Origin of the sequence: Cupriavidus pauculus (assembly GCF_003854935.1) — a bacterium.
GTDB classification, from domain to species: domain Bacteria; phylum Pseudomonadota; class Gammaproteobacteria; order Burkholderiales; family Burkholderiaceae; genus Cupriavidus; species Cupriavidus pauculus_C.
Map to the genome: position 1 here is coordinate 1,740,798 of NZ_CP033969.1, position 18,014 is coordinate 1,758,811.

Annotated in this window: 15 protein-coding genes; 4 read left to right on the plus strand and 11 right to left on the minus strand. The window is 68.9% G+C overall.

Annotation, left to right across the window (positions count from 1 at the left end):
* Positions 1-29 precede the first annotated feature (29 nt).
* Positions 30-260 (minus strand): RNA-binding S4 domain-containing protein, encoded by a 231-nt coding sequence (locus tag EHF44_RS09745; RefSeq protein WP_124683559.1) that lies wholly within the window; start codon positions 258-260, stop codon positions 30-32.
* Positions 260-2,008 (minus strand): glutamine--tRNA ligase/YqeY domain fusion protein, encoded by a 1,749-nt coding sequence (locus EHF44_RS09750; RefSeq protein ID WP_124683560.1) that lies wholly within the window; start codon positions 2,006-2,008, stop codon positions 260-262. The genes EHF44_RS09745 and EHF44_RS09750 overlap by 1 nt, the downstream gene beginning before the upstream one ends.
* Positions 2,009-2,302: 294 nt before the next feature.
* Between EHF44_RS09750 and EHF44_RS09755 the strand changes: the two genes are divergently transcribed.
* Positions 2,303-3,772, plus strand: coding sequence for a CoA transferase (locus EHF44_RS09755; protein ID WP_124683561.1), 1,470 nt, complete (start codon positions 2,303-2,305; stop codon positions 3,770-3,772).
* Positions 3,773-3,803: 31 nt separating this feature from the next.
* Here the strand turns inward: EHF44_RS09755 and EHF44_RS09760 are convergent, their stop codons facing one another.
* Together EHF44_RS09760 and EHF44_RS09765 are read right to left on the minus strand one after the other, a co-directional pair.
* Positions 3,804-4,445, minus strand: a complete 642-nt coding sequence (locus tag EHF44_RS09760) for a pyridoxamine 5'-phosphate oxidase family protein (RefSeq protein ID WP_124683562.1) — start codon at positions 4,443-4,445, stop codon at positions 3,804-3,806.
* A 230-nt stretch (positions 4,446-4,675) separates the two neighbouring features.
* Complete coding sequence (locus EHF44_RS09765; protein WP_124683563.1) at positions 4,676-5,536, minus strand: PhzF family phenazine biosynthesis protein; 861 nt, start codon at positions 5,534-5,536, stop codon at positions 4,676-4,678.
* Between the two features lie 209 nt (positions 5,537-5,745).
* Between EHF44_RS09765 and gltS the strand changes: the two genes are divergently transcribed.
* Positions 5,746-6,939 (plus strand): sodium/glutamate symporter, encoded by a 1,194-nt coding sequence (gltS, locus tag EHF44_RS09770; RefSeq protein ID WP_124683564.1) that lies wholly within the window; start codon positions 5,746-5,748, stop codon positions 6,937-6,939.
* A 129-nt stretch (positions 6,940-7,068) separates the two neighbouring features.
* On the opposite strand, the gene ggt is transcribed toward gltS, so the two are convergent.
* Entirely contained in the window at positions 7,069-8,694 is a 1,626-nt protein-coding gene (gene ggt, locus EHF44_RS09775; RefSeq protein ID WP_124683565.1) for a gamma-glutamyltransferase, read from the minus strand.
* Positions 8,695-8,744: 50 nt separating this feature from the next.
* Entirely contained in the window at positions 8,745-9,722 is a 978-nt protein-coding gene (locus EHF44_RS09780; protein ID WP_124683566.1) for a Bug family tripartite tricarboxylate transporter substrate binding protein, read from the minus strand.
* Between the two features lie 162 nt (positions 9,723-9,884).
* Here EHF44_RS09780 and EHF44_RS09785 point away from each other — a divergent pair, with 162 nt between their 5' ends.
* The gene (locus tag EHF44_RS09785; protein ID WP_124683567.1) at positions 9,885-10,769 is read left to right on the plus strand and encodes a LysR substrate-binding domain-containing protein; all 885 of its coding nucleotides are present in this window, start codon (positions 9,885-9,887) and stop codon (positions 10,767-10,769) included.
* Between the two features lie 81 nt (positions 10,770-10,850).
* Here EHF44_RS09785 and EHF44_RS09790 read toward each other — a convergent pair whose 3' ends face one another.
* Both EHF44_RS09790 and EHF44_RS09795 read right to left on the minus strand, forming a co-directional pair.
* Positions 10,851-12,353 carry a tripartite tricarboxylate transporter permease gene (locus EHF44_RS09790; protein ID WP_124683568.1) on the minus strand — a complete coding sequence of 501 codons (1,503 nt, stop codon included), beginning with the start codon at positions 12,351-12,353 and terminating at the stop codon, positions 10,851-10,853.
* 13 nt (positions 12,354-12,366) lie between these two features.
* On the minus strand, positions 12,367-12,828 hold the full coding sequence (locus tag EHF44_RS09795; protein WP_124683569.1) for a tripartite tricarboxylate transporter TctB family protein: 462 nt from the start codon (positions 12,826-12,828) through the stop codon (positions 12,367-12,369).
* Between the two features lie 365 nt (positions 12,829-13,193).
* On the opposite strand from EHF44_RS09795, the gene EHF44_RS09800 reads away from it, so the two are divergent.
* Positions 13,194-14,999 carry a potassium/proton antiporter gene (locus tag EHF44_RS09800; protein ID WP_124683570.1) on the plus strand — a complete coding sequence of 602 codons (1,806 nt, stop codon included), beginning with the start codon at positions 13,194-13,196 and terminating at the stop codon, positions 14,997-14,999.
* On the opposite strand, the gene EHF44_RS09805 is transcribed toward EHF44_RS09800, so the two are convergent.
* The 3 genes from EHF44_RS09805 to EHF44_RS09815 all read right to left on the minus strand — a co-directional run bounded on the left by EHF44_RS09805 (position 14,971) and on the right by EHF44_RS09815 (position 17,835).
* Positions 14,971-15,975 carry a Bug family tripartite tricarboxylate transporter substrate binding protein gene (locus EHF44_RS09805; RefSeq protein ID WP_124683571.1) on the minus strand — a complete coding sequence of 335 codons (1,005 nt, stop codon included), beginning with the start codon at positions 15,973-15,975 and terminating at the stop codon, positions 14,971-14,973. The genes EHF44_RS09800 and EHF44_RS09805 overlap by 29 nt on opposite strands.
* A gap of 82 nt (positions 15,976-16,057) precedes the next feature.
* Positions 16,058-16,513, minus strand: a complete 456-nt coding sequence (locus tag EHF44_RS09810; protein ID WP_124683572.1) for a DUF2214 family protein — start codon at positions 16,511-16,513, stop codon at positions 16,058-16,060.
* Between the two features lie 101 nt (positions 16,514-16,614).
* Positions 16,615-17,835: a CaiB/BaiF CoA transferase family protein gene (locus EHF44_RS09815; protein WP_124683573.1), complete on the minus strand. Its 1,221-nt coding sequence runs from the start codon at positions 17,833-17,835 to the stop codon at positions 16,615-16,617.
* Between the last annotated feature and the right edge of the window lie 179 nt (positions 17,836-18,014).

Genomic DNA, 18,014 nt, shown 5'->3' on the forward strand with positions numbered 1-18,014 from the left:
CTGGCGCTGTGCCGATACCCGGCGCCGGGTCAGGCCGCGACGACCTTGATGCGGATGCCGTCGGCGCCGCCGACGTTCACCACCTGGCCGGCGCGGATCTTGGCGGTCTTGCGCGATTCGGCCGCGCCATCGACAGCCACCTCGCCGGCGGCGACCAGCGCCTTGCCGGCGCCGCCGCTGTCACAGACGCCCGCCAGCTTCAGCAGGTCGTTCAGCGCGATGAACTCGCGGTCGAGCGGGAACGTGATCGTCTGCGCCATCACTTGCCCCAGCTATCCTTAAGCCCGACCGTCCGGTTGAACACCGGCTTGCCCGGCTGCGAATCGATCCGGTCCGCCACAAAGTAGCCATGGCGCTCGAACTGGAAGCGGTCCTCCGGGCGCGCGTCGCGCAGGCCCGGCTCCAGGTAGGCGGTCACGACCTTCTTGGAATCGGGATGCAGCGCGTCCAGGAAGTTCTTGCCGCCCGCGTCCGGGTTCGGGTCGTTGAACAGGCGGTCGTACAGCCGCACCTCGGCCGCGCAGGCGTGGGCCGCGCTGACCCAGTGGATGTTGCCCTTGACCTTGACGCTGTCGGCGCCCGGCGTGCCGCTCTTGGTCTCGGGCAGGTAGTTCGCATGCACGGCCACCACGTTGCCGTCCGCGTCCTTGTCCACGCCCGTGCACTCGATCACGTAGCCGTAGCGCAGGCGCACCTTGTTGCCCGGGAACAGGCGGAAATAGCCCTTCGGCGGGTTCTCGTTGAAGTCCTCGCGCTCGATCCACAGCTCGCGCGACAGCGGGAACACGCGGCGGCCCATCTCGGGCTGCTTCGGGTGCACCGGCGCCGAGCATTCCTCGCTCTGGCCCTCGGGGTAGTTGTCCAGGATCAGCTTGACCGGGTCCAGCACGGCCACGCTGCGCGGCGCGCGGGCGTCCAGGTCGTCGCGCACGGCGCCTTCCAGCGTGCTCATGTCGATCCAGCTGTCGGCCTTGGACACGCCCACGCGGTCACAGAACAGCTGGATCGACTCCGGCGTATAGCCGCGCCGGCGGATGCCGACGATAGTCGGCATGCGCGGGTCGTCCCAGCCGTCCACGCGGCGCTCGTCCACAAGCTGCTTGAGCTTGCGCTTGCTGGTGATCGCGTAGGTCAGGTTCAGGCGCGCGAACTCGTACTGGTGCGGCAGCGGGCTGGCAAAGACGCCGGCGTCGCGCAGGTGTTCCAGCACCCAGTCGTAGAGCGGGCGGTTGTTCTCGAACTCCAGCGTGCACAGCGAATGCGTGATGTGCTCGATCGCGTCCGAGATGCAGTGGGTGAAGTCGTACATCGGGTAGATGCACCACTTGTCGCCCGTGCGGTGGTGATGGGCGTGGCGGATCCGGTACAGCACCGGGTCGCGCATGACGATGTTCGGCGCGGCCATGTCGATCTTGGCCCGCAGCACGTGCTCGCCGTCGGCGTACTTGCCGGCGCGCATGTCGCGGAACAGCGCCAGGTTTTCCTCGACCGTGCGGTCGCGGAAGGGCGACGGCTTGCCCGGCTCCGAGAAGTTGCCCCGGTTCGCGGCGATCTGCTCGGCGCTCTGGCTGTCCACATAGGCCACGCCGCGCTCGATCAGCGTCTCGGCGAACTGGTACAGGCGGTCGAAGTAATCGCTCGCGTAGTACAGGTGCGGTGCGGCGCCGGGCTGGCTGGCGTCCCACGAGAAGCCCAGCCAGTGCACGGCGTCGATGATCGAGTCCACGTACTCGGTGTCTTCCTTCACCGGATTCGTGTCGTCGAAGCGCAGGTGGCAGCGGCCGCCGTAGTCGCGCGCGAGCCCGAAATTCACGCAGATGCTCTTGGCGTGGCCGATGTGCAGGTAGCCGTTCGGCTCCGGCGGGAAGCGCGTGATGACGGTCGGCAGCGGCGCGCCCTGCGTGTCCGCGCGGCCGGCGTAGGTGCCGGCGGCGAGGTCCTGGTCGATGATGGTCCGCAGGAAGTTGGAGGCGGCGGGCGTGTCGGTAGGCTTGTTGTCGTGGCTCATGTTGGCGCCGCATCACATGCGGCTCGATAGCTGGAAGGCGCGGCCCGGGTCTGGATTGACCCTGCCGCGCGTCCTGATGTTCCTGGGATCTGGTGCGCAGAGGCTGCGACGAATGGGGCGATTTTACCGTGCTTGCGGGGCGACACGGCAGTGGCTCCGCATTTTAAGAATCGTCTCAACCCCGCGGCCGGGCGAGGTGGTGCAGAATCCACGGCACGGTACTGCTGCGCCGTGTCCGTCCGTGCGACGCCATCGTCGCATGCCGCCCCATTTCTTGCCGCAGGAAAACACGCCATGAATGCCGCCAGTTCTGCCGGCCTTGCCGGATCGACCCACCAGGCGCCCGCCGACGCGCTTGCCGCGCTGTGGCGCGACGCCGCCATGCCGCCGGACGCGCTGTCCCACCTGACCCTGACCGGTGCGGACCCGATCCTCCCATCGAGCTTCGCCATCGGCACGGCGGCGCAGGCCAGCCTGGGGGCGTCCGCGCTGGCCGCCGCCGCGCTCTGGGCGCAGCGGACCGGCCGCTGGCAGTCGGTGTCGGTCGACATGCGGCACGCGCTGGCCGAATTCCGCAGCGAACGCTACCTGCGGGTCAACGGCGGCCCGGCCCCCGAGCTGTGGGAGAAGATCGCCGGCCTGTATCCGTGCGGGGATGGCGGCTGGGTGCGCCTGCATACGAACTTCCCGCACCACCGGGATGGCGTGCTGAAGATCCTCAAGTGCGCGCATGACCGGGACGCCGTGCGCGCCGCGCTTGCGCACTGGAAGGCCGAGGACTTCGAGACCGTGGCGTCGGACGCCGGCATGGTCGTGGCCGCCCAGCGCTCGCTGGAGACGTGGCTGCGCCATCCGCAGGCCCAGGCGCTGGCCGGCCTGCCGCCCGTGACCATCGAGAAGATTGGCGAGGCGCCGCCCGAGCCGTTGCCGGCCTTTCCGCCGCACGCCGAGATCAATGTCGACGCCCGGCCGCTGTCCGGCGTGCGGGTGCTCGATTTCACGCGGATCATCGCCGGGCCGGTGGCCGGCCGCACGCTGGCCGCCCACGGGGCCGACGTGCTGCTGGTGACGGCGGCGCACCTGCCGTCGATGCCGTCGCTGGTCATCGACACGGGGCGCGGCAAGCGGTCGTGCCAGCTGGACCTGCGCGACCCCGACGACAAGCGCACGCTGCACAAGCTGTTTCACGGCGCGGACGTGGTGGTGCAGGGCTATCGCCCCAACGGGCTGGCGGAACTCGGCGCCGGGCCCGAGGCGGCGGCGCGGGCGCGGCCCGGCATTGTCTATGTCTCGCTGTCGGCCTACGGCCATGTGGGCCCGTGGTCGGGCAAGCGCGGCTTCGATTCGCTGGTGCAGACGGCCACCGGCATCAACGACGACGAGGCGCGGGCGGCCGGCAGCGCCGAACCCCGGCCGCTGCCGGCGCAGGTGCTGGACCACGCCACCGGCTACCTGCTGGCGTTCGGCGCGATGGCCGCGCTGCACCGGCGCTCGGTGGAGGGCGGCAGCTGGCTGGTGCGCGTGTCGCTGGCGCAGGTGGGACAGTGGCTGCGCAGTCTGGGCCGTGTGCCCGACGGCGTGACCGTGCCGGACCAGCATATCGACGAGGTGTCGGACCTGCTGGAAGTGGCCGAATCGGGCTTCGGCGAACTGACCGTCGTCCGGCACGCGGCGAAGCTGTCCGAGACGCCCGCGCACTGGACGCTGCCGTCGGTGCCGCTGGGCTCGCACGCGCCGGAGTGGCTGCCGCGCCCGCCCGGCTGAGGCCCTGGTAGCGCCAGTAGCGCTACTGGCGCTAGTAGAGCGTGGTGCGGATGCGCTCGGGCAGTTCGCGGTCGTAGGCGGCGCCGTCAATCGCGTTCTGGCTCAGGTCGGCCACCATCGTGCCGGTGCTGGGCAGCGTGTCGCGCGATATCTGGGCGTCGGCGGCCCACAGGCGCGAGCGCAGCAGGGCCCGGGCGCACTGGAAGAAGGCCGAGTGGATGCGGATCACCAACACCGTGGTGGGCGCCTTGCCCTGGACCACGCAGCGGGCGATCAGCGCGGGATCGGTGCTGATGGTGGCGGTGCCGCTGATGCGCAGCGTCTCGTTGACGCCGGGCACCAGGAACAGCAGGCCGACGCGCGGGTCCTTGAGGATGTTGCGCAGGCTGTCGATGCGGTTGTTGCCACGGCGGTCGGGCAGCAGCAGGGTGCGGTCGTCGAGCACCTGCACGAAGCCCGGCCCGTCGCCGCGCGGGGAGCAGTCGCCGCCGTGCTCGTTCTGGGTCGAGAGCAGGCAGAACGGCGAGGCGTCGACGAAGGCGCGGTAGTGGGGGTGCAGGTAGTCGACCTCCTTCGCCAGCGACGCGCCGCGCGGTTCGTCGTACAGCGCTTCGAGGTCGGCAAGCTGGGCAATGTCGTGGGAGGGAGCGGGCGAGGGGGTGTGCGGGGGCATGGGATGGCTCAACAGGGCGGACGGGACCACGGAGGTGCCAGTATGGCGCACCGCGATCCCGGCATGATGAAACAGCGAAACAGGGGCACAGCGACGACGACACAGCGACAGCTTTGGCGGCACGGCAGGGATGCCGGCACCAATGCCGACTCCGGGGCCGGCATCGGCGCCGACTCCACCACACGGCGAACGCGGCGAAAGCACCCGCCGCGCCGACCGCGCCGGCTGCCTCAGACCGTGACGGTGCCCCGGCCCAGTTCGATCACGCGGCCACCGACGCGGATGGCGCCGTCGGCGGTCACGGACAGGTCCAGCCGGCAGGGCCGGTCGACGAATTCGCCCTGGTCGACCTCGAACCGTGCGGGCAGGGCATGGCCGGTGGCAATCAGCCAGCCGCCCAGGTTGGCGCAGGCGGAGCCGGTGCCGGGGTCCTCGGATACGCCGCCACCCTGCTTGGTGAAGAAGTAGCGGGACAAGACCTTGCCCGGCTGGGCCGGATCGAACGCGAACACGTAGGCGGTCTTGCGGCCCAGGCTGCTTTGCGGCCAGCGGTCCAGGCGGCTGCTGTCGGGCTGGGCGCGGCGCACGGCGTCGGGCGTCTTGAGCGGGACGAGCAACTGGTCCGCGCCGGTGTCGACCCACATCGGCGCGCCGGCCAGGTCGTCGGGCTGCAGGCCGAGCAGCGATGCCATCTCGGCGTCCGGCAGGCCGGCCGGCGCCGTCCGGGGTGCGCCGGCATGCGGGGCGGTCAGGGTCCAGCGGTCGCCGCTGGCGGTCACGGGCACGATGCCGGCCGGGAAGGACAGCGTCAGCGCGTCGCCGGTGCGGGCGAGGTCCCGCACGACGTGGGCCGTGCCGAGCGTGGGATGGCCGGCAAAGCGCATCTCGTAGCCGGGCGTGAAGATCCGCACGGCGGCGTCGGCCTGGTCGGACGGCAGCACGAACGTCGTTTCGGACAGGTTGAACTGCAGGGCCAGCGCCTGCATGGTGGCGTCGTCCATGCCGCGCGCGTCCTCGAACACGCAGAGGGGGTTGCCGCCGAACGTGGACTCGGCGAAGACATTGACGATGCGGAAAGCGTAGGTGGCCATGGGTCGCGCCGTGGAGGGCAGATGGAGAGAAAGGAAGGGGAGCCGAAGCAGGGAACGGAACGGCCAGTGTACGGAACTGCCCACCGGAAGCCATGCACAGTTTCGTGCATGTGGGGCAGAACAGTTGCGGTGGCACGCTTTTAAGGAGACGGCGATTGGCGGGTGGCGGGCGGGCGCCAAGAATCTAGATTTTCTGCCAATCGATCGCCATGCTGGAATTGAACAACTACGAAACGCTCGTCGCGGCCTCGCTGGTGCTGCTGGTGGGCCGCAAGCTGTTGAAGGTCACCCCGCCGCTGCGGGCCTTCAACATTCCCGAACCGGTGGTGGGCGGCCTCGTCGTCGCCATCTGCCTGCTGCTGGCCCGCGTGACGGCGGACTTCCAGGTCAAGTTCGACACGTCGGCCCAGACGCCGCTGATGCTGGCGTTCTTTGCCTCGCTCGGGCTCAGTGCCAACCTGGCCAGCCTGAAGCAGGGCGGCAAGTCCATCGGCGTGTTCCTGATCGCCGTGGCTGGCCTGCTGGTGATCCAGAACACGATCGGCGTGGGGCTGGCCAGCGCGCTGGGCCTGCCGCCGGCCACGGGCCTGCTGGCCGGATCGATCGCGCTGTCCGGCGGTCACGGCACCAGCGCCGCCTGGGGCTCGACGTTTGCCGAGCAGTTCAGCATGTCCTATGCCACCGAGCTGGGGGTGGCGTGCGCCACGTTCGGGCTGGTGCTGGGCGGGCTGGTGGGCGGCCCCGTGGCGCGCTACCTGTTGCGCAACGTGGCCAAGCCGGGCGTGACGGCGGACGACCAGGTGCTGACGTTCGAGAACCCGCAGGCCGTGCGGCCGATCACCGCGTCGGCGCTGATCGAGACGCTGGCGCTGATCCTGGTCTGCCTGACCGCCGGGCAGGCGCTGGCCGGCGTGTTCAAGGGTAGCTGGCTGGAGCTGCCGACATTCGTCTGGGTGCTGTTCGTCGGCGTGGTCCTGCGCAACGGGCTGGCGCTGCTGGGCTGGTACACGGTGTTCGATCGCGCGCTGTCGGTGCTGGGCAACGTCAGCCTGTCGATGTTCCTGGCGATGGCGCTGATGAGCCTGCGGCTCTGGGAGCTGGCGTCGCTGGCGCTGCCGATGGTGCTGATCCTGCTGATCCAGACGGCGGCCATGGCGCTCTATGCGGTCTTCGTCACGTTCCGCGTCATGGGCCGCAACTATGACGCGGCCGTGCTGGCGGCCGGGCACTGCGGGTTTGGCCTTGGCGCCACGCCCACGGCCATTGCCAACATGCAGGCGATTACCGACCGCTTCGGGGCCTCGCACCTGGCCTTCCTGATCGTGCCGATGGTGGGCGCGTTCTTCATCGACCTCGTCAACGCCGTGGTGATCAAGCTCTTCCTGAGCCTGCCGATCTACTGATACCCGGCTATTCCCCTCCTGCATCCGCAATAAAAAAGGCGCCACGGCATGACCGTGGCGCCCTGCAGGACTTCGTACTGCTTGCTGCGGTACTGCTTGAGACTCCGGTTCGACAGCGGGCCGGCGGCGTCAGAAGCCCACGGCCTGGCCGTCGCGGCGGCTGTCGCTGGCGGCCACGTAGCCGTGCTCGGCATCTTCCGACAGGCGCCAGATGAACTGGCCCGACCCGAAATCCATGTACGGATCGTCCACCGACTTGAGCTGGTGGCCGCGGTCCTTCAGCCCGGCCACGGTGTTCGGGTCCATGGTGCCTTCAACGTCCAGCGTGAAGTCGCGGTTGACCTTCCAGCGCGGGGCGCAGCACGCGGCCTGGGGCTGCTGCTTGTAGTCCAGCATGCGCACCACGGTCTGCAGGTGTCCCTGGGGCTGCATGTCGCCGCCCATCACGCCAAAGCTCATCTGCGGCTGGCCATTCTTGGTCAGGAAAGCCGGGATGATCGTGTGGAACGGGCGCTTGCCGCCTTCCACCACGTTGGCCGACTTTGGGTCCATCGAGAAGCCCACGCCACGGTTCTGCAGGCTGATGCCGGTACCCGGCACCACTACGCCAGAGCCAAAACCCATGTAGTTCGACTGGATGAACGAGATCATCATGCCGTTTTCGTCGGCGGCGGTCAGGTAGATCGTGCCGCCGGTGCGCGGCATGCCGAAGTCGAAATGCGTGGCGCGCTGCAGGTCGATCAGCTTGGCGCGCGACTTCAGGTAGCCGTCGTCCAGCATCTGCTCGGGCGTGACTTCCATGCTGCGCGGGTCGGCCACGTAGCGGTACAGGTCGGCAAAGGCCAGCTTCATCGCCTCGATCTGCAGGTGCTGCGAATCGACCGAATCCACGGGCAGCGCGCCCACGTCGAACTGGTCCAGGATGCCCAGCGCCATCAGCGCGGCGATGCCCTGGCCGTTCGGCGGAATCTCGTGCACTTCGTAGCCACGGTAGGACTTGCTGATCGGCTTGACCCAGTCCGGGCGATAGTTGCGCAGGTCGTCCAGCGTCATCGCGGCGCCGCATTCCTTGCTGAACGCGGCGATCTTCTCGGCGATCTCGCCCTCGTAGTAGGCGCGGCCCCCGGTGGCGCCAATCTTGCGCAGCGTCTCGGCGGCGGCCTTGAACTGGAACTTCTCGCCCACGTGCGGCGCGCGGCCGTTGGGCATGAACGTGTCGGCAAAGCCCGGCTGGTTCTTCAGGTCCGGCACGGCGGCGGCCCACTTGTGCGCCACCACCGGCGGCACGGCGTAGCCGCGCTCGGCGATCTCGATGGCCGGCTCCATCAGGTCCGCGAACGGCAGCTTGCCAAAGCGCTCGTGCAGCGCGGCCCAGCCGGCCACCACGCCCGGCACGGTCACCGAGTCCCAGCCCCGGATCGGCCGGTTGGCCAGTCCGTTGCCGTCGGCGCCGTACTTGTTCTTGAAGTAGTCGGTATTCCACGCGGCCGGCGCCACGCCCGACGAATTCAGGCCGTGCAGTTCCTTGCCGTCCCAGAGGATGGCGAAGGCGTCGCTGCCCAGGCCGCACGAGACCGGCTCCACGAGCGTGATCGCGGCGGCCGCCGCGATGGCGGCGTCCACGGCGTTGCCGCCCTTGAGCAGCATGCGCAGGCCCGCCTGCGCCGCCAGCGGGTGCGACGTCGAGACCACGTTGCGCGCAAACAGCGGAATGCGCACGGTGGGGTAGGGGTTGGTCCAGTTGAAGGTGTGCATGGTTGTCTCGTAGTAATGCTATGCGTTGTATGGGCTGGCCGGCGTGGGCATCAGTCCACCTGGATCTTGCGGTCCTTGATCAGCTTGCCCCAGCGGGCGCTGTCCTTCCGGACCATCGCGGCGAACTGGGCGGGCGTGCCGCCCACCGGTTCGGCGCCCAGCTTGGCCAGGCGGTCGCGCACGTCCTGGGACTGGATGGCCTTGTTGAACTCGGCGTTCAGGCGGCTGACGATCTCGGGCGGCAGGCCCTTGGGACCGTAGATGCCGAACCACGTGTCCGATTCGAAGCCCGGCAGGCCCGATTCGCTGGCCGTCGGCAGTTCGGGCGCCAGAGGCGACCGCTTCAGGCTCGTCACGGCCAGCGCCTTGAGCTTGCCGTCCTTCACGTGCGGCATGCCCGAGACGATGCTGTCGAACAGCACCTGCACCTTGTTCGAGATCAGGTCGGGCACGGCCAGCGCGGTGCCGCGGTAGGGGATATGGGTGATGAACACGCCAGCCTGGGCCTTGAACGCCTCGGCCGTCAGGTGGACGACCGTGCCGTTGCCGCTGGACGCGTAGTTCAGCTCGCCCGGATGCTTCTTGGCGTAGTCGATCAGTTCCTTGACGTTCTTGACCGGCAGCTGGTTCGGCACCACCAGCACGTTCGTGGCCGTGGCCACCTGGCCGATCGGCGTGAAGTCGGTCTCGGTGTTGTACGGCAGGCGCGTGTTGATGAACGGGCCGATCGAGTGCGTGCTGGTGGTGGCGATCAGGATCGTGTAGCCGTCCGGCGCGGCCTTGGCGGCCATGTCCGAACCGATGGCGCCGCCGGCGCCCGGCCGGTTGTCCACCACGAGTTGCTGGCCCATGTTCTGGCCCACCTTCTGCGCAATGGCGCGCGCCAGCAGGTCGGTGGCGCCGCTGGCCGGGAACGGCACGATCAGGCGGATCGGCTTGCTCGGGTAGGTATCGGCCAGCGCCGGTGCGGCGGCCAGGGTCAGGCTCGTGGCAAGGCCGATGCCAAGATGGCGTAGCCAGTGGTTCATTGTGCGTCTACGGTACGGATGGGTGCGTCGTGGAACTGCGGCAGGAAACCGAAATTATTCCGCGCCCGGCCCCATAATGAAAGTTAATATTCCTTGCTTGATTGACAAGAAAAACTTGTGATTCGCTGGCCGGGCTGCCGTGCCCGCCGCGATGCACCAACCATGAGCACGATCCGCTTCCTCCGAACCTTCGTGGCCGTGGCCGAGCACGGGTCGTTTGCGGCCGCCGCCAGCCAGGTCGCCCTGACCCAGGCTGCGGTCAGCCTGCAGATGCGTTCCCTTGAGCAAGAATTGCGCCGCGCGCTGTTCGACCGCAGCGGCCGGGTGGCCGTGCTCAATGCCGACGGCCGCGCGCTGCTGCCCCAGGCGCGCCGGCTGCTGGCGCTGTACGACGAGATGCGCGTGCCGCTGGCCGATGCCGAGGCCATGGCCGGCGCCGTGGCGGTGGGGGCGGTGGTATCGGTCATGGGCGGGCTGTCGCACGTGGTGGCGGGGCTCAAGCAGACCTACCCGGCGCTGGACGTGCGGCTGATCGGCGCCAAGTCGTTCGAGCTGGCGGCGATGGTGGAAAGCGGCGAGCTTGACGCCGCGTTCGTCGTGGAGGGCTCGGCCCGGCTGGCGGGCACGCTGCACTGGACCCCGCTCTACGACGAGCCGATCGTCGCGATTGCGTCGCGCGGCAGCCACGGCGACGACGCCCGGCAGGCGCTGGCCGCCAACCCGTTCCTGCGCTTCGATCGCAGCCAGCGCACCGGCGCGCTGGTGGAGCGGGCGCTGCGGCGCGCGCACCTGCGCACCAACGAGTACCTGGAGCTGAATTCGATCGAGGCGCTGGTGGAACTGGTGCGCCAGGAGGTGGGGGTGACCGTCGTGCCGCTGCTCAAGCGCGCCCGCTGGCGCGACGACAAGGCGCTGCGCATCCTGCCGCTGCGCGCGGGCGGCGAGCCGGTGGTGCGCACCATCGGCATGCTGGAGCGGCGCGACCACGGCCGCGTGCACGTGACCGAGGCCATCCGGGCCGCCTGCGAGGCGCTGTTCGGCACCTAGGCCATGGCGCGCCGGCAAAAGAAAAAGGGCGCCACCGGGGCGCCCTTTCCTTGCTCGCGGCCGATGGGCCGCGCGGCAGTCTTACTCTTCCTGGAACGCTTCCTCGCGCTTCGCCTTGATCGACGGCATCGCCACGATCGCCACCAGGATCGCCGCGGCGATCAGCAGGCCCAGCGACAGCGGACGCGTCACGAACACGCTGAAGTCACCACGCGACAGCAGCAGCGAACGGCGGAAGTTTTCTTCCATCATCGGCCCCAGCACGAAACCCAGCAGCAGCGGCGCCGGCTCGCACTTGAGCTTGATGAACAGGTAGCCGATCACGCCGAAGGCCGCGGTCTGGAACACGTCGAACGTGGTGTTCTGGACCGAGTACACGCCGATGCAGCAGAACGTCAGGATGGCCGGGTACAGGTAGCGGTACGGTACCTTCAGCAGCTTCACCCAGATGCCGATCATCGGCAGGTTCAGCACGATCAGGATCAGGTTGCCGAGCCACATCGAGGCGATCAGGCCCCAGAACAGCGCCGGGTTGCTGGTCATGACCTGCGGACCGGGCTGGATGTTGTGGATCGTCATCGCACCGACCATCAGCGCCATCACGGCGTTGGGCGGAATGCCCAGCGTCAGCAGCGGGATGAACGACGTCTGGGCGGCCGCGTTGTTGGCCGATTCCGGACCGGCCACGCCTTCGATGGCGCCCTTGCCGAATTCCTGCGGGTACTTCGACGTCTTCTTTTCCAGCGAGTAAGCCGCGAACGACGCCAGCGATGCACCACCGCCCGGCAGGATACCCAGCGCCGAACCCAGGGCGGTGCCGCGCAGCACGGCCGGGATCATGCGCTTGAAGTCTTCCTTGGTCGGGAACAGGTTGGTCACGTGGTCCGTGAACGTCTCACGCGCTTCCTTCTGCTCCAGGTTGGCGATGATTTCGGCAAAGCCGAACACGCCCATGGCCACGGACACGAAGTTCAGGCCGTCGGTCAGCTCCGGCACGTCGAACGAGAAGCGCGCCGCGCCCGAGTTCACGTCGGTACCGACCAGACCCAGCAGCAGACCCAGCACGATCATCGAGATCGCCTTGACCAGCGAGCCGGACGCCAGCACCACGGCACCGATCAGGCCCAGGATCATCAGCGAGAAGTACTCGGCAGGGCCAAACTTGAACGCCAGTTCCGACAGCGGGGCAGCAAAGGCAGCCAGGATCAGCGTGGCCACGCAGCCGGCGAAGAACGAACCCAGGCCAGCGGTGGCCAGCGCCACCCCCGCCCGGCCGCGCCGCGCCATCTGGTAGCCGTCGATGGTGGTCACCACCGACGACGATTCGCCCGGCAGGTTCACCAGGATGGCCGTGGTGGAGCCGCCGTACTGGGCACCGTAGTAGATACCGGCCAGCATGATCAGCGCCGCCACCGGGGGCAGCGTGTAGGTCACGGGCAGCAGCATCGCGATGGTGGCCAGCGGGCCCAGGCCCGGCAGCACGCCGATCAGCGTCCCGAGCACGCAGCCCAGGAACGCGTAGGCGATGTTCTGGAAGGACAGGGCGGTGGAAAAGCCCAGTCCCAGGTTGGTCAACAGTTCCATGAGGGCCGTCTCCTTAGCTTGCCAGGAAAGCCGGCCACACCGGCATCTGGAGGTTGATGCCGTACACGAACGCGCCCAGGCTGATCAGCACGAGGATGATCGCGTTCAGGACTGCACCCTTCCAGCTGAATTCATGGCTGGCCATCGAGGAGACCAGTACCAGTACCACCACCGACAGCACCATGCCCAGCGGCTTGAGCAGCAGGCCGAACAGCACCACCGAGCCCAGGATCCACAGCAGGATCTTCAGGTCCCAGCGTGCAAGCTGGTCGTCTTCGCCCTTGGACGACAGCGAACCCCACAGGACGAGCGCGCCCAGGATGGCGAGCACGATGCCGAGCCAGAACGGGAAGTATCCCGGTCCCATCTTGGCGGCTGTTCCCATGGAATAGCCACGGGCGACGAAGGAAAAGCCCAGGCCGACCAGAATGAACATCAGGCCGGAGGCAAAGTCCTTTTGGCTACGTATGCGCAAAATGATTCTCCTCGATATGACTGCTAGAAATCGACGCGACGAAAGCTCCCCGGTCGCGGCAGGGTGGAAGGTAAAAGCGCATCCTTTCAGCCACCTTTCATATGTCTGCATTAAGTGGCAACCTCAGGGTATGTCCCTACGCAGACGTCTGAAAGGCAACGGTAAGTCGTTGACGATACAAGAAAAAATCCAGGGAATACGCGCAGGCGGACGTCCCCCGGGCAGGACGGAGCCGGACAGACCGGGCGCCTGCCGCCGCCTATGATCGTAAGGATCGAATCCGCCAACCCACGACAGACAGCGGCGGGCCGGGCCCCCCGCGTGGCCGGGCCGGCTACCCGACAAGACCCCTCACAGGAGCCTGCTTGGAAGCGATCGACCATGCCATCCTGATCGGCGCGCTGGTGATGACGGTGGGCATCCTGCTCGGCGTGTTCTCGGCGCGCTTCGGGGTGCCGTTCCTGCTCGTGTTCCTGGGGGTGGGCATGGCCGCCGGCGTCGATGGCCCGGGCGGCATCCGCTTTTCCAATACCTGGCTCAGCTTCCTGGTGGGCAATGTGGCGCTGGCCGTGATCCTGCTGGACGGCGGGCTGCGCACGCGGCTGGCCACGTTCCGGGTGGCGCTGCGGCCGTCGCTGTCGCTGGCCACGGTCGGGGTGTTCGTGACGGCCGTGATGGTCGGCGTGTTTGCCACATGGATGCTCGGCATCGACTGGAAGCTGGGCCTGCTGCTGGGCGCCATCGTCGGTTCCACCGACGCCGCGGCGGTCTTCTCGCTGCTCAACAGCAGCGGCATCCGGCTCAAGGAGCGCGTGGCCAGCGTGCTGGAGATCGAATCGGGGCTGAACGACCCGATGGCGATCTTCCTGACCCTGACGCTGATCGAATGGATCACGGCGCCGCAGGGGCTGTCGCCCGGGGCGCTGGCCTGGCGGCTGGTGGTCCAGTTCGGCGTGGGCGGCGTGCTGGGCATCGGTCTGGGCTATTGCATGGCCAACGTGATGGAGCGCGTCAATGTCGCCGAAGGGCTGCAGGCCATCCTGATCTGCTCGGCCGGCTGCATGATCTGGGCGATCGTCCAGTCGTTCGGCGGCAGCGGGTTCCTGGCGGTCTACCTGGTGGGCGTGATCGTCGGCAACCGCGACCACGCCGTGGGCGAGGCCGTGCTGCGGGCGATGGACGGCATGGCGTGGCTGGCGCAGTCGGCGATGTTCCTGCTGCTGGGCCTGCTGGTCACGCCGCACCGGATCTGGGACATCGCGCTGCCGGCCGTGGCCCTGGCGCTGTTCCTGATGTGCGTGGCGCGGCCCGTGGCCGTGTTCCTGGCGCTGCTGCCGTTCCGCTTCAACGTGCGCGAGAAAGGCTTCGTGGCCTGGATGGGGCTGCGCGGCGCGGTGCCGATCGTGCTGTCGCTGTTCCCGCTGCTGCAGGGCATGGAGGATTCCGGGCTGCTGTTCCGGCTGGCGTTTGCCGTGGTGCTGGCCAGCCTGCTGTGCCAGGGCACGACCGTGGCGCTGGCCGCCCGGCTGGCGCGGGTGCTGCGCCCGCGCTACGACGAGCCGATCTCGCGCGAGCGCCTGCGCGGCGTGCATCCGCCCGGGCTGGAGTTGATGCAGTTCATGGTGGCGCCCAATGCGTCGATGCAGGACCTGCGCGCGGACCAAGTGGAACTGCCGCCGCGCAGCGCGCTGGTGTCGGTGGCGCGCGACGGCGAGCTGGTGCCGCTGGACCAGGTGGTGCTGCGCGCCGGCGACATCGTGTCCGTGCTGGCGCCCACGCCGGCGCTGCCGCGGCTGTCGCGGATGTTCCTGACCGAGACCACGCCGCCCGCCTGGGACCAGGTGGCCCACGACTTCCTGCTCGATGCCGAGGCGCGGCTCGCGGACGTCGCCGCGCTCTACGGCGCCGGCCCGCTGCCGCCCGGCCAGCAGGACAGCACGCTGGCCGAGGCGATGCTGGCCGCCTTTCCGTCGCCGCCCGTGGAGGGCGACACCGTGGAGATTGCCGGCCTGCGGCTGTCGGTCACGCGGATGGAAGGGCCCCGGATCGTCCAGGTGGGGCTGCTGCTGCCGCGCAACGCGGCCGAGGAGGCCCGGGACGACAAGGCGCGGCTGTGGCGCCTGCGGGACCGGGCCCGGCCGCTCAGTCCACCTTCGCGCCGGAAACCTTGACCACCTGACCGTACTTCTTCAGCTCGCGCTGGATCAGCGCGCCGAACTGCTCGGGCGTGGTCGGCGCCGGCTGGGCGCCGATGCGGGCCAGGCGGGCCTTCATGTCGTCGGTTTTCAGGATGGTGACGATGTCGTGGTTCAGGCGGTCGACGATCTCGCGCGGCGTGCCGGCCGGCGCCAGCACCCCGAACCAGGTGGAGATATCGAAGCCTTCCAGCCCCAGGCCCTTGCCGGCCTCGGCAATCGTCGGCAGTTCGGGGAACATGGCGGCGCGGCCGGCCGTGGTCACGGCGAACGCCTTGAGCTTGCCGGCCTTGATGTTGGCCGATGCCGACGCCAGGTTGTCGAAGATCAGGTCGGTCTGGCCCGACAGCACCGACAGCTGGGCCGGCGAGGCGCCGTTGTACGGGATATGGACCATGCTGATGCGCGCCATGCTCTTGAACAGCTCGCCGGACAGGTGGCCCGCGCTGCCGTTGCCGCCCGACGCATAGTCGAGCTTGCCCGGATGCTTGCGCGCGTATTCCACCAGGTCGCGCACGTTGTTGATCTGCAGCTCGGCGGCCTTGCCCGGGTGCATCACCAGCACGTTCGGCACGTCGGCCACCAGCGTGATCGGCGCGAAGTCCTTGACCGGGTCGTACGGCATCTTCGTGAACAGCGTGGGGTTGATCGCGTGCGTGGCCACCGCGCCCATCAGGATCGTGTAGCCGTCGGCCGGTTGCTTGGCGACGTAGTCGGCGCCCAGGTTGCCGCCCGCGCCGGGCTTGTTTTCCACCACCACCGGCTGGCCCAGGCTGTCGCGCAGCTTCTCGCCGATGGCGCGCGCCACGGTGTCCAGCGGGCCGCCGGCCGGGTAGGGCACGACAAAGCGCAGCGGTTTGGTAGGCCAGTTGCCGGCGGCGGCATGGGCCGGGGCGGTCAGGGACAAGGCGGTCAGGGACAGCGCGGCGGCCGTGAGCAGGGTCTTCAGCATGTCAGCGTGGTACGGATCGGGAATCTTGGAAGGGCCGGCGCGTACGTTGCGCGCCAGCCTCACGGGAGCAAAGTCGGCCGGGTCAGCGGATGCCGATGCCGCGCGCCATCATCACGGCGCACAGCGGCAGCAGGATCACCAGGTGGGCCTCGATCATGACCCACCGGCGGGCCTTGCGGATCTCGGCCGGCGTCGGCACGAAGTCGGGCAGGTGCCGCGCCTGCTTGCGCCACCGGGCGAACATGAACGTGGGCGGCAGCGAGCACAGCGCGATCACCACGAATACCGTCATCTTGGCGTGGAACCAGGGGTTGTGGACGTAGAAATCCGCGCCCTTGGCGCCGTAGAACAGCCGCAGCAGGCCGGTGGCCAGCGTGGCCAGCGCCGACAGGAAATAGACCAGGTCGTAGATCGACAGGCGGCGGACGGCCGCGGGCGTCATGTCCGGGCGCAGCACCACGGCTTCGGCGGCCATCAGCGTGATCAGCACGAAGATGGCCGTGTAGTGCAGGAACGCGAGCAGGGCGTCGGTCAGCATGCATTCTCCTAGGGATGGAAAAACGTCATGATCACCGGCCCGGCCGCCCGCCAGGGGCGGGCGCGGTCAAGTCCGGGCCGGTCTGGCCGGGCGCGCCGGGCTCAGACCACACCCTTGGCGCGCAGGGCGGCGATGTGTTCGGCACTGTAGCCGAGTGTCTCGTCCAGCACCATATCGGTGTGCTCGCCCAGCAACGGCGGGTGGCGCAGCGCCTCGGGCGGGGTGGCGCTCATCTTCATCGGGCTGCCGACCAGCTTGACCGTGCCGCCGGTGGGGTGGGGCAGGTCCACGCGCAGGCCGCGCGCCAGCACCTGCTCGTTCTCGAAGACTTCGTCCAGCGTGTTGATCGGGCCGCACGGCACGCCGGCGCGTTCCAGGTCCAGGATCCACTGCTCGCGCGTGCGCGGCAGCACCATCTCGGCCAGGATGGGCACCAGCACGTCGCGGTGCGCCACGCGCTGCGGATTGGTGGCAAAGCGCGGGTCGTCGGCCAGTTCCGGCCGGCCGCCGGCGGTCACGAACTTGCGGAACTGCCCGTCGTTGCCCACCGCGACGATGATCCAGCCGTCGGCGGCGTGGAAGGTCTGGTAGGGCACGATGTTCGGGTGGGCGTTGCCCCAGCGCCGGGGCGCCACGCCGCTGGCCAGGTAGTTGGTGTTCATGTTGGCCAGCATCGACACCTGCACGTCGAGCAGCGCCATGTCGATGTACTGGCCGCAGCCGGTGCGGTCGCGGTGCGCCAGCGCGGCCAGCACGGCGATCGTCGCGTACTGGCCGGTCATCAGGTCGGAAATCGCCACGCCGGCCTTCTGCGGCCCGCCGCCGGGCAGGTCGTCGCGCTCGCCGGTCAGGCTCATGAAGCCGCCCATGCCCTGGATGATGAAGTCGTAGCCGGGGCGCTGCGCGTACGGGCCGGTCTGGCCGAAGCCGGTGACCGAGCAGTAGATGATGTCCGGCTTGACCGCCTTCAGCGATTCGTAGTCCAGCCCATACTTCTCAAGTTGCCCGACCTTGTAGTTTTCCAGCACCACGTCGCTGCGGGCAGCCAGGTCGCGCACGATCTGCTGGCCCTCGGGCGTGCTGATGTCGCAGGTCACCGAGCGCTTGTTGCGGTTGGCGGCCAGGTAGTAGGCGGCCTCGGCGGTGTCCTGGCCGTCGGGGGTCTTGAGCCAGGGCGGGCCCCAGATGCGGGTGTCGTCGCCGGCGCCGGGGCGCTCGATCTTGATCACGTCGGCGCCAAAGTCGGCAAGGTTCTGGGCGCACCAGGGGCCCGCGAGCACGCGGGTCAGGTCCAGGACGCGGAGATGGCTTAAGGCTCCCATGGCGGTACGGGCGGGCAGGTCTTGAGGAGCCAGCACTCTATCACCGGCCCCGGCGCCCACGCGCCCGGCCGGGGCGCCGCCGGCGGTTCCGTGGGCGATAACCGGACAGCCGGGCGGCGGGCCGGCCACGCGCCGCCCGGCCAGTGCCTGCGGGCAGGGCTTGCCCGTATAATCAACGG